The following is a 14038-nucleotide window of genomic DNA, read 5'->3' as shown; positions in this document are numbered from 1 at the left end:
TGTGTGGGCTGATGAGAGAGAAGACGGTACTGATCCAATCCAGCCAGTTCTTGATCAGTCAAGAGAAACCTGGTCACCAATTGGCGTCGATATGTTGCTTGTTGTGAACAACAAGTTAAGCAACCCGCAAGGCGGCACGCCCGGCCCGTAATGGATTCTTGACACAAGCACGCATGATCCACATCCGGAAGAGACGGTAGTCTCCGGTTTGTTGGCGAGCGATCAGAATCGGTCACGAAGGAGGCCTGTTGTCCATACGGGGTTTCACCGACCGCTGGACCTTCAGGCGCAAGCTCAACCTGCTGGTCGGCGTGCCGCTGACCGTGGTCGCGGTGCTGCTCGCCTACCTCATCAACGACCAGGTCGGCCGGTCCTCGGAGGCCTCGGACGCGGCCCGGCTGGTCCGGGACAGCAGCGAGGTCGCGACGCTGGTGGACCGGCTGGAGGCCGAGCACCAGCAGGCGATCCTGCTCTCCGTGCGCCACGAGGCCACCAACGACGGCGGCACCCCCTCGCAGGACGCCTACCGCGACGCGCAGGTCGCCGTGGACCGGCAGGTCGAGCGGGTCCGCAAGACCTTCGGCGGCCGGCTCCCCGCCGAGGAGGCCCAGGCCCTCAAGGAGATCGACGGCCTGGAGAGCCTGCGCAACACCGTCGAGCAGGCCTATCTCCCCGCCGACAACATCGACCCGGCGTACACCAGCGCCGCCAAGGCCCTCATCGACGGCCTCGGCCTGGACCGCAACGCCGCCCTCGCGGCCACCTTCACCGGCAACCTCCTCGACTCGCTGCTGCGCGCCGACGCCGCCCACAGCGCCTTCGAGACCGGCGTCTTCTCCGCCACCACCGGCGACTCCAACGCGCTCATCGAGTTCATCGGCGCCATCGGCTCCTACGACGAGTACACCCACCAGGCCGACCGCTTCTCCCGGTTCGCCACCGAAGCGCAGGCCGAGCGGCTCGCCGGGATCGAGCACAACAGCGCCCAGGCCGTCATCAACGAGCAGTACGCCGAACTCCAGATCGACCCCAGCTCCCTCCAGGCCGGCTCCCCCGGCGAGATCCGCGAGGCCTTCCGCACCGCCTTCGACTCCTACCCGTCGTACCGCAAGCAGGCGAGCATCCGGCTCGGCATCACCACCTCGCTCATCGACCAGATCGCCGACCGCGCCGACGCGGCCTCCGCCGACGCCCTGCACAACGCCGTCCTGCTGCTGGGCCTCGCCCTCCTCGGCTTCCTCCTGTGGTTCGCGCTCTCGGTGGCGGTACGGCGCTCCGTGGTCCGCCCGGTGCAGGCGCTGACCGGCGCCGCCCGGGAGGTCGCCGACGTCGCCCAGCGCGAACTGGCCCGGGTCGCCGCCGACGACGCCGAGGACGACGCCCCGCCGCGCCTCGGCAAGGTGCCGGTGACCGCGCGCGACGAGATCGGCGACCTCGCCGAGGCCTTCAACCACGTGCAGACCACCGCGGTCGCCCTGCTCCAGCGCCAGGTCCTCAGCCGCCGCAACGTCGCCGAGATGTTCGGCAACGTCGGCCGCCGGGTCAGCAACCTCACCTCCCGGCAGCTGGCCCTGATCGACGCCGTGGAGCGCGGCGAGACCGACCCCGAGCTCCTCGAACGCCTCTACAGCATCGACCACATCGCGGTCCGCCTGCGCCGCAACGCCGACAGCCTGATGCTGCTGGCCGGCATCCGCGAGATCGGCGTCGGCTCCGGCCCGACCGCGCTCACCAACGTCGTACGGGCCGCGCTAGGGCAGATCGAGGGCTTCCGCCGGGTCCACCTCCAGGCCCGCAGCGAGGTCATGGTCGAGCCGGACGTCATCGGCGACCTGACCCTGATGGTGGCCGAACTCGTCGAGAACGCCGTGTCGTTCTCCCCCGAGGGCAGCCCGGTCGAGGTGACCGTGCAGAACGCGTCCGACGGCGCGGTGATCGTGGTCGCCGACCACGGCCTGGGCATGAGCGCCGAACGGCTCGCCGAGGAGAACGCCCGCCTGGTGCACCGCGAACGCCTCGACCTCGTCCCCACCAAGGTGCTCGGCCTGTTCGTGGTCGGCGCGCTCGCCCGGCGCTGGGAGATCTCCGTCGTCCTCACCCGCACCGCGGGCGGCGGCGTCACGGCCGAGGTGACCCTGCCGTCCTCGCTGCTGCTGCCGGCGGCGGCCGTGGCGGCGCCGGCCGCGACCACCCCGGCGGCCGAGCACGGCGACTCCGGCCCGCGCCCCGCCTCCGACGACCCCACCGGCCCGCTGCCCCGCCGGATACCCCGCCGCGAGACCTCCGACGAGACCCCCGTCATCCCCGCGGCCCGCAGCGGCGAGCCGCCCGCCACCGACACCCCGGGCGCCTCCTCCCGCCCCCTGCGCCGCCGCGTCCGCGGCGCCACCCTGCACACCACCACCGGCGCGGTCGCCGCGCCCGTCGTACGGCAGGAGGTCCGCCCCGCCGACGCGGAGGCCGTCCGCTCCGCCCTCGACGAGTTCGAAGCCGCCGTGGAACGCGCTCACCGTGACACGGGCACGCACAACGTCGTGGTGCCCGAGGCACCCCCCACCCCGCAAGACCAGAACCACCTCCCGGAAGGAGCGGAGCAGTGAGTGAGCCGATCTCGGCCGAACTCAAGGCCGCCGCAGCCGACTTCACCTGGCTGTTGAATCGTTTCGCGACCGAGACCGCGGGCGTCGTCGACGCCATCGCCGTCTCCTCCGACGGACTGCTCATCGCGGTCTCCGAACTCCGCGAGCACGCCGACTCCGAACGCCTCGCCGCGATCGTCTCCGGCATCACCAGCCTGGCGGCGGGCGCCTCCGGCAACTACGGTCTCGGCGGCCTCAACAAGGTCATCATCGACCTGGAGGGCGGCCACGTCCTGGTCTCCGCGATCGGCAGCGGCGCCGTCCTCGGCGTGGTCACCGACAAGGAGGCCAAGCTCGGCAACATCGCCTACGAGATGACGGTGTTCGCCAACCGGGCCGGCACCGCGCTCAGCCCCCAACTGGTGCTCGCGCTGAAGAACAGCGTCGGCTCACCGTCGGCCCTGTAGACCGGGACGGACACATTCCATGGCGGACGGCTCCCCACCTCCGGGCGACGACCCGGTCGGCCCCGCCCCCGCCGTACGGCCGTTCCTGGTCACCGCCGGCCGGGTGGCGGCCGGTCCGACCGGGCGGGCGATGCCCGTCGAGACCCAGGTGGTGGCCACCGTCGAGGGTCTCGGCGCGCTCGACGGGCTCTCCTTCGAACAGCACGACATCGTGGCCGCCTGCCGCCGCCCGCAGTCCATCGCGGAGCTCGCGGCCCGGCTGCGGCTGCACCTCAACGTGGTCCGGGTCCTCGCCGAGGACCTGCGCGAAGAGGGGCGGCTGACGGTGCACGTGCCCGACTCCGACGCCACGCACGACGCTTCCGTCCTGCGCAGACTGATCGATGGCCTGCGCGCCATCCCCGACTCCGGGAAGGTACTCCGTGACAACGGCGACAACGGCTGAACCGGCCGCCGTACGACCGCCGCTGCCGGTCAAGATGGTGATCGCGGGCGGCTTCGGCGTGGGCAAGACCACCGCCGTCGGCTCGATCTCCGAGATCGAGCCGCTGACCACCGAGGCGGCCATCACCGAGGTCGCGGCGGGTGTGGACGACCTCTCGCTCACCCCGCAGAAGACCACGACCACGGTGGCGATGGACTTCGGCTGCATCACCATCGACCCGACGCTGAAGCTGTATCTGTTCGGCACGCCCGGGCAGGAGCGGTTCGGGTTCATGTGGGACGACATCGTCGAGGGCGCGGTCGGCGGGCTGGTCATCGTCGACACCCGGCGGCTCGACGACTGCTACGCCGCCGTCGACTACTTCGAGCACAAGCGGATCCCGTTCGCGGTCGCCGCCAACGCCTTCGACGGGAAGGTCGAGCACACCCTGGACGAGGTCCGCTGGGCGCTCGACGTGGCCGACCACGTCCCTGTCGTCGTCTTCGACGCGCGGGAGACCGGCTCGGTGCGGGACGCCCTGCTCGTCGTACTCGAACTGGCCCTGGCCCGGACCGAGTCCTGACCGTTCAGCGGCTCACCGCGGTCTCCCGGTCCAGGCGCGACAGCTTCTCCGGGTTGCGCACCGCGTACAGGCCGGTGATACGGCCGTCGTCGATCCGCACCGCCATGACGCTGTGGACGGCGCCGTCCTGGAAGAGGGTGAGCGCCGGGTAGCCGTTGACCCGGGTGGGCCGCATCGACAGCGCGCCGGTGATGTTGCCGAGCACCCGGGCCACCTGCGCGGCGCCGACGATGGGCGCGGGCGCGGCCTGGACCACGCCGCCGCCGTCGGTCAGCAGGACCACGTCCGGTGCGATGAGATCCAGCAGCCCCTGAAGGTCACCGGTGTCCACGGCCCCGCGGAAGGCGTCCAGGACACCGCGGGTCTCGGCCTGCGAGACGATCTCGCGCGGGCGACGAGCCGCCACATGGGTCCGGGCCCGATGCGCGATCTGCCGCACCGCCGCCGGGGTCTTGCCGACGGCCTCCGCGATCTCGTCGTATCCCAGGTCGAACACCTCGCGCAGCACGAACACCGCGCGCTCGGTCGGCGTGAGGGTCTCCAGGACCAGCAGCATCGCCATGGAGACGCTGTCGGCGAGTTCGACGTCCTCGGCGACGTCGGGGGCGGTGAGCAGCGGTTCGGGCAGCCAGGGGCCGACGTAGGTCTCCTTGCGGCGGCGCAGGGTGCGCAGCCGGGTCAGGGCCTGCCGGGTGGTCGTACGGACCAGGTAGGCGCGCGGCTCGCGGACCGTCGCGTGGTCGACGTCCGCCCAGCGCAGCCAGGTCTCCTGGAGGACGTCCTCGGCGTCGGCGGCCGAGCCGAGCATCTCGTAGGCGACGGTGAAGAGCAGGTTGCGGTGGGCGACGAAGGCCTCGGTGGCGTCCGGGGTGTCCATACGCATGGGACGCCGGTCGCGGCGGTTCTGTGACACCCGTCGTCCGTGGCGTGTGTCACAACTCCCCGCTGTCACAGGGTCCGTGCGGCCGGCGTCTCGTGTTCGTCAAGCACATCCCAGAGTGAGGACGACGCCATGGAACCCCGTTTCGACCTGTTCGACAGTCCGACCGCCGCGAAGGTCGCCAAGCGCTTCTACAACGTCTCCCTGGCGCTGGAGGAGTCCACGCTGCCCAAGAGCCTGCGAGAGCTGGTGGAGCTGCGGGTCGGGCAGATCAACGGCTGCGGCTTCTGCGTGGACATCCACACCAAGGAGGCCGCGGCGGCGGGCGAGAGCGCGGTCCGGCTCGCGCTCGTCTCCGCCTGGCGGCACAGCACCGTGTTCACGGAGGCCGAGCGGGCCGCGCTGGCGCTCGCCGAGGAAGGCACGCGGCTGGCCGACTCGGCCCAGGGCGTCACGGACGAGACCTGGGCCGAGGTGCGCAAGCACTTCGACGACGATGAGGTGGGCACGCTGGTCTGCGTCATCTCCCTGATCAACGCGGCCACCCGGATGAACGTGATGGTGCACAAGCAGGGCGGGGACTACGAGCCCGGCATGTTCGCCAAGCTGTCGAACTGACGGGCGGCGGCGCAGTGTTCACCCGCTGCGCCGCACCCCCGGCGACACCGCGACCCTTCCCGCCGCCCAGAACACGGCGAGCGTCGTCAGTGCCATGCCGGCGACCAGCGTGGCGCCGCCCACGACCTTCTCGTAGTCGCGCTGGTAGAGGCCGTCGATGATGAACCGGCCGAGGCCGCCGAGACCGACGTACGCGGCGATGGTGGCCGTGGAGACGATCTGGATGGCGCCCGAGCGGATGCCGCTGAGCACCAGCGGGAGCGCGGCCGGGAGTTCGACCTGGAACAGCACCCCGGCCTCGCTCATGCCCATGCCCCGCGCCGCGTCCACCGGCGAGGGATCGACGGAGCGCATCGCCTCGTAGGTGGTGACCAGGATGGGCGGCACGGCGAGAACGACGAGCGGCACCATGACGTTCACCAGGCCGAACCCGTACAGCAGGGTCAGCAGCACGAGCAGACCGAAGGTGGGCAGCGCCCGCCATGCGGTGGCGATGAGGGAGAGGGCGTTGCCGCCGCGGCCGTAGTGGCCGGTGACCAGGCCGACCGGCAGGCCGATCAGGACGGCGAGGCCCAGCGCCTCCAGGGTGTAGCCGAGGTGTTCGGCGAGCCGGGTGGGGATGCCGTCGTAGCCGTGCCAGTGCGCGTTGTCGCTGAAGAACGCGTCGATGAAGTGGAACAGGTTCATCAGACTTCCTTCGCAGTCGCAGGCGCACTCGTCTTCGTCTTCGTCCGCGCACGCGTCACCCGGCGCGGCATCCACGGCGTCAGCACCAGCCGTACGGCGACCAGGGCGCCGTCGGTGAGGAGGGCGAGCAGCGCCATGCTGAGCACGGCGTTCACGGCGAGCTCGGGCCGGTTGTAGATGTTGGCGTCGTTGATGAGATTGCCGAGGGCGCCCTGGTTGCCGATGATGCTGCCGATGCTGACCAGGCTGATGCTGGACACGGTGGCGACCCGCAGACCCGCGATGATGGCGGGCACCGCGATCGGCAACTGGACCTGGACGTAACGGCGTACGGGTCCGAGGCCCATGGCGGTCGCGGCGGCGAGGGTCTCCTGCGGGACCGAGCGGACGCCGTCGACGATCGCCGGGACCAGCACGACGAGGCTGTAGACGGTGAGCGGGATCATCACCGTGAGCTCGGTCTGGCCGGTGTAGTCGATGAGGAGGACGAAGAAGGCCAGCGAGGGGATCGCGTAGAGGATGGTGGTCACCCAGAGCACCGGCGGGTACAACCAGCGGAAGCGCACGCAGAGTTGGGCCAGCGGGAGCGAGACCAGCAGCCCGGCGAGGACCGGGAGCAGGGCCTCGCGCAGATGCAGGCCGACCAGGCCGAGCCAGCTGTGCTGGAGGTCGCTGGGGATGTCGAAGAGGCGGTCCCAGTTCATCCGGTGACCTTCGCGTCCGCGTCCGTACGGCCCTCGTCGTGGGCGCCCCGGATCGCCTGGGCGATCGTCTGCTGGGACACCACGCCGGTCACCTTGCCGTCGGTGTCCACGGCCACGGCCCACCCGGTGGGCGAGAGCACCGCGCAGTCCAGCGCGGCCCGCAGCGAGTCGGTGCCGGCGACGAACGGACGCCCGTAGGGCAGCAGTTGGCCGTCGGCGGCGAGGTCCCGCGGCCTGGTCCAGCCGAGCGGCCTGCCGTCGGCGTCGGTCACCAGGAGGAACTCGGCGTCGGTGGCCGCCCGCTCGGCGCCGCCGCCCGCCTTGACGACGGGCGCCATGGTCAGTTCCAGCCCCGTGGACGGGAAGAAGGACAGCCGCCGGACGCCCCGGTCCGCGCCGAGGAAGTCCTCCACGAACTCGTCCGCCGGGTGCGACAGGAGCTCGGCGGGCGGTGCGAACTGGGCGAGCTTGCCGCCGGTGCGCAGCACGGCGACCATCGTGCCGAGCTTGACGGCCTCGTCGATGTCGTGCGTGACGAAGACGATGGTCTTGCCCAACTCGGCCTGGATGCGCAGCAGTTCGTCCTGCAAACCCTTGCGGACGACGGGGTCGACGGCGGAGAACGGCTCGTCCATGAGGAGGACGGGCGGGTCGGCGGCGAGCGCCCGGGCGACGCCGACGCGCTGCTGCTGGCCACCGGAGAGCTGGTACGGGTACCGCTTGGCGAGCGAGGCGTCGAGGCCGACCCGGTCCATGAGTTCCCGGGCGCGCTCGCGGGCCTTGTCCTTCTTCCAGCCGAGCAGCCGGGGCACGGTCGCGATGTTGTCGACGATGGTGCGGTGCTGGAAGAGGCCGGCGTTCTGGATGACGTAACCCATGGACCGGCGCAGGGTGTTGACCGGCTGCTGCCGGCTGTCCTTGCCGTCGATGAGGATGGTGCCCTCGCTGGGCTCGATCATCCGGTTGATCATGCGCAGGGTGGTGGTCTTGCCGCAGCCCGAGGGTCCGACGAGGACCGTGATGGAGCGGTCGGGTATCTCCAACGAGAGCCGGTCGACCGCCACCGTGCCGTCCGGGTACCGCTTGGTGACTGAATCTATCCGTATCAAAACGCCGAATACCCTTCGGGTCTGGCATGAGTTGCCCGTTTTCGGCCCCGGTGGGACCGGCCGTTGCGGCTGAGTGTAGACCGGCCATGTTGCGGACCTGCGAAGACATCGCGCTCGCCGGGCATGATCCGTGAGTCCGCCCCGGCGTTTTCCAGTAGTGTCACGCCACCGGACGGGCAGCGACGGCGAGTGAGGTCAGGTGGCGCACTTCTTCTTCAGCTATGCGCGATCCGATCTCGTGGACCCGTACCTGGACCGCTTCTACGAGCATCTGTGCCGCGAGGTGTCCACTCGGGGCGGCCTGCCCCTCGGTTCGGTGGGTTTCATCGACCGGGAGCAGCAGAGCGGGCAGTCGTGGGCCGACATGCTGGGTGAGGCCCTGGCGCAGTGCAAGGTCTTCGTACCGGTGTATTCACCGCACTACTTCGCCAGCCACGTGAGTGGCCAGGAGTGGTCCGCGTTCGCCACCCGCCTGACTGCCCACCAGGAGGCGACCGGGATTCTGCCGAAGAGTGTGGTTCCGGTGTGGTGGCTACCGGTACGTGGCGAACTTCCGCCCATGGCCGGTGCTTTGCACGATCCCCGGGACGCATTCGGCACGGAGTACAAGAAATTCGGGCTCCGGACCCTCGTCCGGCGACGCGATTACAAAGACAAGTACGTCGACTTCCTGGACCGCTACGCCGACATGATCCTCAAGGCCGCGGAGACTCCCCCGGACCGCTTTCCGATCCCCGACCTCCTCTCCCTGCCCAACGCCTTCGCCCCGGCCGAGCGGCCCGGCCCCGCGAACGGGCGGGTCCCCGCGGCGCGTGCCGCACGGGGTGCCAGAAAGGTGGTGTTCGTCGTGGCGGTAGGCCGACGGAACGACATGCTGAACATCGCCCATGCCGAACTCGACATGTACGGCGAGGAGTTGGTGGACTGGCGGCCCTACCATCCGGCGTCCTCGGGCAGTATCGTCGCCCGCGCCCAGAACGTGGCCTCCACCCGGGAGATGGAGTCACAGGTGGTGCCCGCCGACGACTCGTTGTTCACGCTCCTCGACGGGCCGGCGGAACACCAGTGCCTGGTCGTGCTGATCGTCGATCCCTGGGCGACCGAACTGGCGTCGTTCCAGGAGCTGTTCGCCAGGCTGGACCGGACCCGGTCGCGCAACTCCGTCATCCTGGTTCCCGCGGACCTCGACGAGCTGCGCAAGCAGCCACAGGGCAACCATCTCTACAACCGGCTCTTCGCCGGCTTGGGCAACTGGATGGATGCGGGCGGCGGCGCCTTCCGGGGCGACCTGCCCTCGATGGAGGACTTCGAGCGGGTCCTCGGGCAGGTGCTCATCGAGATCCAGGGACGCATCATGCGCATGGCCGAGGTCGTACGCCGCGTCGACGAGGCCGGGCCGCAGTTCCGGCCGGTGCTCACCGGACCCGGAGGGCTGGGGCGTTGAGGGCGCGGATCGTCACCTTCTACTCGTACAAGGGCGGCACCGGGCGCACCATGGCCCTGGCCAACGCGGCCTGGATCCTGGCCTCACGGGGCAAAAGGGTCCTGGTCGTGGACTGGGACCTCGAAGCGCCGGGCCTGCACCGCTACTTCCATCCGTTCCTCCCCGACGGCGAACTGCGTTCCTCGCCCGGGATCATGGACCTGGTGTGGGAGTTCGCGACCTCCGCCACCGACCCGGCCACTCCGGACGAGCCCGACTGGTACGAGCCGCTCGCCGCGATCCAGCCGTACGCCATGTCTGTGGAGCACGACTTCCTTGAACCCGGTTCCATCGACCTCGTCCCTGCGGGCCGCCAAGACCATCTGTACTCCACGCTCGTCAGCACCTTCGACTGGAACAACTTCTACGAGCGGCTCGGCGGTGGCAGCTTCATCGAGGCCCTCAAGCGCAGCATGCGGGAGCACTACGACTACGTCCTGATCGACAGTCGTACGGGACTCAGCGACACCGCGGGCATCTGCACCGTCCAGCTCCCGGACATCCTGGTCAACTGCTTCACCCTGAGCAACCAGGCCATCGACGGCGCGGAAGCGGTCGCGGCGTCGGTGCACCGACAGCGGGCGGGCAATCAACTGCGCATGTTCCCGGTGCCGATGCGGGTCGATCAGGGCGAGGCCGACCGGCTGGAGCAGGGACGCCGCTACGCGCGGGCCAAGTTCGGCCGCTATCTGTCCCATGTGCCGGATCCCGAGCGCTACTGGGGTGCCGTGGAGGTGCCCTACCAGCCCGGATACGCGTACGAGGAGCTTCTCGCGGCCGTGAGGGACGAACCTCTGCGCCCCGCCAGCCTGCTCGCGTCGTCGGAGCGCCTGGTCGCGTACCTCACCGACGGGGAGATCACCCAGGTCAGGCCACTGGAGGAGCCGGAACGCCGCGGCCTGCTGCGCCAGTTCATGCGCACCGTGCCCGTGGCACCAGCGGCGCTGACACCGAGCGACCCCGAGCAGTCGGGCAGGCGCGTGTTCATCACCTACGCCTACGACTCCCCCGACCACTTCGAGGCCGTACGCGAACTGTGGTTCCTGCTCCGGGGTCACGGCATCGACGCCCGGCTGGACCTGCCGCCGGGCCAGCGCGGGGAGGACTGGCCGAGCTGGCAGCGTGGGCAACTCGTGGGCTCCGAGCTGGTGTTGCCGGTGCTGTCGCCGGGATACCACAGTATGCCGGACGGAGAGGCCACCCAGCTCAGGGACGTGTACTACGCCTACCCTGACCGCTTCCTGGCCATCAGCCTGCCCGGCGGTCCGCCCGACGGTCTGCCCGAGTTCCTGATGCCGCTGCGGCGAGCGGAGGCCACCGACCTGACGGCCGAGGGGGTGCGCCCGGTGGCCGAGCTGATCAACCGGCGTGCGGTGATCGAGAAGTCGGTGCAGGTGCGCGCTCCGCTCGTCGAGAAGGCGAACTGGGGGCCGTCGGCCTTCGACCCGGAACTCGCCAGGGCGGCCGAGGCGCTCTCCTACGCGGTGGAGCGCAACCTGCGGGAGGTGTGGAAGCGGCGCGACTTCGATGATCGCCACGGGCTGCCGATCCGCTGGTCCCTCAGCCGCAGGGTCGTGTCCCGTTCCGACCCCGGACGCATGTCCCTGGCCTCCGGTGACCTGCTGCGCGACCTCTACCGCCTCTTCGACGCCGTGCCGGACGGGCGCCTCGTCCTGATCGGAGCGCCAGGCTCGGGCAAGACGACGGCCGCCTACCAACTGGCGGCCGCCCTGCTGGAGATGCGGACGCTGCGAGGCGCCGTACCGGTGATGCTGTCCCTGGCCTCCTGGCACCCACGCACGCAGTCACTGACCGACTGGATCATCGACTGTCTGCGGACGGACTACCCGGCGCTCTTGACCGAGTTGGGGCCCGATGTCCTGGCGCTGCTGGTGGACGAGGGCTGGGTCCTGCCCTTCCTCGACGGGCTGGACGAACTGCCCCCCGAGAGCCGTGCCGTGGCGATCGAGGCCTTGAACCACGCTCAGGGGAGCATGTACGTGCTGACCTCGCGTACCAGCGAGTACGAGGACGTCGTCCGACAGGGCGGCCTCCCGCTGCGGAGGGCCGCGGTCCTGGAGCTCGAACCCCTCGGGATGCAGGACGCCTTCCGGTATCTGTCACAGAACCTGCTGCCGGGGGACGACCGGTGGGACCTGGTCTTCGACCACCTGCGCGGCCGGCCGTCCCACCCGCTGGCCCGGGCCCTGAGCACGCCCTTCATGCTGCGCATGGCCATGGAGGTCTACCGGGACCCCTCGACCGACCCCAGTGACCTGCTGGCGCTGACCGACTCCGCCCAGGTCCAGAGGCATCTGCTCGACGGCTTCATTCCCGCCGTCTACCGGTACAGCGCTCCCACGCTCACGCGACCGGATCGGGCCAGTCGCTGGCTGGCCTTCCTGGCGAGGCACATGGAAGGCCTCCAGACACGTGACTTCGCCTGGTGGGAGCTGCACCGGGTCTACGGCCCCCTGAGGTTGCGGCTCCGGCTCGGGGGCGCCGCCGTCGTCCTGACGGCACCACTGCTCAGCGTGGGCCTCTCCCTCCACGGAGGCGCTCGGATCTTCTACCTCGCGGTCGCTGGAGCGTTCCTGGCTCTGGTGGTTCTCGCCACCGCACGATCACCGCAACCCCGCTGGGCATTCCTGCCCCGTCTCGGCCGTTCACGGCAGGCACCCGACGCCGTCAGCCCGCGGCAGAGCCTGCGTCGGGACCTGCGCGCGGCACTGTTCGCACCGGTCGTCGCCGGTGTGACCACCATGGCCGCCTTCGCGGCGTCCGGGTCCTGGAACCCTGCCTCGCTGCTCTTCGCCTTCCTGATGATCGCCTTGCCGACGTCCGCCTTGATGCTGCGCGGCAGGGCGTCGCCCCGCTATTACGTCGTCGTCGGCTCTTTGGCGCTGACCGGACGGGGCCCGCGGCGCCTGATGAGGTTCCTGGAGGAAGCTCACCAGCTCGGCGTGCTGCGCCGCAGCGGGTCCGTCTACCAGTTCCGTCACGCGGCCCTCCAAGAGGTGCTCGCCACTCGGGAAGGACAGGAGAGGAACCGATAGGGCTCAGGAACGACTGTCCGCCGCCGCCACCGGGAACCCCGGCGTCCGCAGCACCCTGCGCTCGGCGTCCACCGCGAACACCTCGACGCCCGGCAGGGAGGCGGCCCAGTCGACGCCCTCCGGGCCCATCGCGAACGCGGCCGTCGCCACCGAGTCGGCCTCCGTGAGGGAATCGGCGACGACCGTCAGGCTCAGCAGGCCCGTCGCCGGACGCCCGGTGCGGCCGTCGATGATGTGGTCGCCGCGTTCGTAGCGGGCGGAGGTCGCGACCGCGCCGTCCGTCAGGTCGAGGACCGTGCACAGCTTGTCGGCCTGTTCGGGGTGGCGTACGCCCACCCGCCAGGGGCCGCCGCCGGCGGCCACGTCGCCGCCGGCGTTCAGCACGAAGCGGCGTGCGCCTGCCGCCTTGAGGAGGTCGGCCGCGCGCTGCACCGACCAGCCCTTCACCACCGCGCAGGGGTCGAGGGCCCGGCCGGGCAGCCGGATGTCGAACGCGCCGCCCGTCGCGGTCCGGTAGTGCTCGCACAGGTCGAGCACCAGCCGGAGGTCGGCGCTGACCTCCGACTCCGCCAGCTCGCCGCGGCCCAGCCGCGACACCTCGCTGTCCGGCTTGAACGGGCTGAAGCGGGCGTCGACCTCGCGCAGCCAGGCGAAGACCCGGTCCCCGGCCGGCTCGAAGTCGCCCTCGTCGTCCACGCGCAACGACACCGGGAAGCCCATGACGTGTTCGACCCTGTGCATGATCAGCCCTTCGCGTCGATCGCGGCCTGGAGGGACTCCTTGTAGGCCTCGCTCGTGATCGTCGCTCCCGACACCGTGTCGATGTCCGCGCTCTGCGCCTCCAGCGTCGCCGCGATCAGCTTCGGCACCGCCGCCGTCGTCTGCGGATGGTTCGGCTGCTGGAGCATCTTCACGGCGCTGATCTTGTCGCCCTCGAAGGTCACCTGGACCTGGACGGGACCTTTCTCCGTGGTCAGCGCCGAGCCGTCGACGGTCTGGGAGGCGGCGGCCGACGGGGAGGGGGACGCGGTCGCCGCCGCTTTGGCGTTGTCGTCGATGGCCGCCTGGAGGGACTCCTTGTAGGCCTCGCTCGTGATCGTCGCACCGGACACCGTGTCGATGTCCGCGCTCTGCGCCTCCAGCGTCGCCGCGATCAGCTTCGGCACCGCCGCCGTCGTCTGCGGATGGTTCGGCTGCTGGAGCATCTTCACGGCGCTGATCTTGTCGCCCTGGAAGGTCACCTGGACCTCCACCGGGCCCTTCTCGGTGTTGACCAAGGTGCCCTTGACGACCGTGCCCGAGGACGAACCTCCGGACGAGGAGGCCGTCGACGGGGCCGGTGCCGCCGCCTCCGTCGTCGACGTACCGCCGCCGATCGACGGCTCGTAGCGCCAGACCGGGACCAGGCCCGCGATGCTGAGGACGACTACAGGTATGGCTCGCTTCAC

At 70.4% G+C, this 14038-nt stretch carries 13 protein-coding genes; 7 read left to right on the top strand and 6 right to left on the bottom strand.

Translation table 11 applies throughout. From position 1 onward, the window contains the following. The first annotated feature begins 248 nt into the window (after nt 1-248). The 4 genes from EJC51_RS36330 to EJC51_RS36315 are packed head-to-tail and all read left to right on the top strand — an operon-like array spanning nt 249 to nt 4053. On the top strand, nt 249-2600 hold the full coding sequence (locus tag EJC51_RS36330; protein ID WP_126274921.1) for an ATP-binding protein: 2352 nt from the start codon (nt 249-251) through the stop codon (nt 2598-2600). Beyond that, the gene (locus EJC51_RS36325) at nt 2597-3046 is read left to right on the top strand and encodes a roadblock/LC7 domain-containing protein (protein WP_079311484.1); all 450 of its coding nucleotides are present in this window, start codon (nt 2597-2599) and stop codon (nt 3044-3046) included. Before EJC51_RS36330 ends, EJC51_RS36325 begins: the two co-directional genes overlap by 4 nt. A gap of 19 nt (nt 3047-3065) precedes the next feature. Beyond that, complete coding sequence (locus EJC51_RS36320) at nt 3066-3491, top strand: DUF742 domain-containing protein (RefSeq protein ID WP_126274920.1); 426 nt, start codon at nt 3066-3068, stop codon at nt 3489-3491. Continuing rightward, on the top strand, nt 3430-4053 hold the full coding sequence (locus EJC51_RS36315) for a GTP-binding protein (protein ID WP_390897611.1): 624 nt from the start codon (nt 3430-3432) through the stop codon (nt 4051-4053). The genes EJC51_RS36320 and EJC51_RS36315 overlap by 62 nt, the downstream gene beginning before the upstream one ends. 4 nt (nt 4054-4057) lie before the next feature. Here the strand turns inward: EJC51_RS36315 and EJC51_RS36310 are convergent, their stop codons facing one another. After that, the gene (locus tag EJC51_RS36310) at nt 4058-4936 is read right to left on the bottom strand and encodes an RNA polymerase sigma-70 factor (RefSeq protein WP_341870691.1); all 879 of its coding nucleotides are present in this window, start codon (nt 4934-4936) and stop codon (nt 4058-4060) included. A gap of 129 nt (nt 4937-5065) precedes the next feature. Here EJC51_RS36310 and EJC51_RS36305 point away from each other — a divergent pair, with 129 nt between their 5' ends. Continuing rightward, nucleotides 5066-5551 (top strand): carboxymuconolactone decarboxylase family protein, encoded by a 486-nt coding sequence (locus tag EJC51_RS36305; RefSeq protein ID WP_126274918.1) that lies wholly within the window; start codon nt 5066-5068, stop codon nt 5549-5551. An 18-nt stretch (nt 5552-5569) separates the two neighbouring features. Here EJC51_RS36305 and EJC51_RS36300 read toward each other — a convergent pair whose 3' ends face one another. Genes EJC51_RS36300 through EJC51_RS36290 form a run of 3 tightly spaced genes read right to left on the bottom strand, consistent with a single transcriptional unit; the run spans nt 5570 to nt 8051 of the window. Beyond that, entirely contained in the window at nt 5570-6238 is a 669-nt protein-coding gene (locus EJC51_RS36300) for an ABC transporter permease (RefSeq protein ID WP_126274917.1), read from the bottom strand. Continuing rightward, entirely contained in the window at nt 6238-6942 is a 705-nt protein-coding gene (locus EJC51_RS36295) for an ABC transporter permease (protein WP_126274916.1), read from the bottom strand. Before EJC51_RS36295 ends, EJC51_RS36300 begins: the two co-directional genes overlap by 1 nt. After that, nucleotides 6939-8051 (bottom strand): ABC transporter ATP-binding protein, encoded by a 1113-nt coding sequence (locus EJC51_RS36290; RefSeq protein WP_166682936.1) that lies wholly within the window; start codon nt 8049-8051, stop codon nt 6939-6941. The genes EJC51_RS36295 and EJC51_RS36290 overlap by 4 nt, the downstream gene beginning before the upstream one ends. A gap of 199 nt (nt 8052-8250) precedes the next feature. Between EJC51_RS36290 and EJC51_RS36285 the strand changes: the two genes are divergently transcribed. Both EJC51_RS36285 and EJC51_RS36280 read left to right on the top strand, forming a co-directional pair. Beyond that, nucleotides 8251-9495 carry a TIR-like protein FxsC gene (locus tag EJC51_RS36285; protein WP_126274915.1) on the top strand — a complete coding sequence of 415 codons (1245 nt, stop codon included), beginning with the start codon at nt 8251-8253 and terminating at the stop codon, nt 9493-9495. After that, nucleotides 9492-12590, top strand: a complete 3099-nt coding sequence (locus EJC51_RS36280; protein ID WP_126274914.1) for a KGGVGR-motif variant AAA ATPase — start codon at nt 9492-9494, stop codon at nt 12588-12590. The genes EJC51_RS36285 and EJC51_RS36280 overlap by 4 nt, the downstream gene beginning before the upstream one ends. Before the next feature lie 3 nt (nt 12591-12593). On the opposite strand, the gene EJC51_RS36275 is transcribed toward EJC51_RS36280, so the two are convergent. Together EJC51_RS36275 and EJC51_RS36270 are read right to left on the bottom strand one after the other, a co-directional pair. Then, the gene (locus EJC51_RS36275) at nt 12594-13331 is read right to left on the bottom strand and encodes an FAD:protein FMN transferase (RefSeq protein ID WP_126274913.1); all 738 of its coding nucleotides are present in this window, start codon (nt 13329-13331) and stop codon (nt 12594-12596) included. Between the two features lie 2 nt (nt 13332-13333). Then, nucleotides 13334-14038 (bottom strand): FMN-binding protein, encoded by a 705-nt coding sequence (locus tag EJC51_RS36270; RefSeq protein WP_126274912.1) that lies wholly within the window; start codon nt 14036-14038, stop codon nt 13334-13336.

The sequence above is a fragment of the Streptomyces aquilus genome, assembly GCF_003955715.1.
GTDB classification, from domain to species: domain Bacteria; phylum Actinomycetota; class Actinomycetes; order Streptomycetales; family Streptomycetaceae; genus Streptomyces; species Streptomyces aquilus.
The sequence above is the reverse complement of the archived record's forward strand: the minus strand, read 5'-3'. Positions and strand labels throughout refer to the sequence as shown.

Excerpts from the sequence above, each read along its gene's own strand:
- EJC51_RS36310 (WP_341870691.1), bottom strand. The coding sequence starts at position 4,936 with ATGCGTATGGACACCCCGGACGCCACCGAGGCCTTCGTCGCCCACCGC.
- EJC51_RS36275 (WP_126274913.1), bottom strand. The coding sequence starts at position 13,331 with ATGCACAGGGTCGAACACGTCATGGGCTTCCCGGTGTCGTTGCGCGTG.
- EJC51_RS36295 (WP_126274916.1), bottom strand. The coding sequence starts at position 6,942 with ATGAACTGGGACCGCCTCTTCGACATCCCCAGCGACCTCCAGCACAGC.
- EJC51_RS36305 (WP_126274918.1), top strand. The coding sequence starts at position 5,066 with ATGGAACCCCGTTTCGACCTGTTCGACAGTCCGACCGCCGCGAAGGTC.
- EJC51_RS36320 (WP_126274920.1), top strand. The coding sequence starts at position 3,066 with ATGGCGGACGGCTCCCCACCTCCGGGCGACGACCCGGTCGGCCCCGCC.
- EJC51_RS36315 (WP_390897611.1), top strand. The coding sequence starts at position 3,430 with ATGGCCTGCGCGCCATCCCCGACTCCGGGAAGGTACTCCGTGACAACG.
- EJC51_RS36300 (WP_126274917.1), bottom strand. The coding sequence starts at position 6,238 with ATGAACCTGTTCCACTTCATCGACGCGTTCTTCAGCGACAACGCGCAC.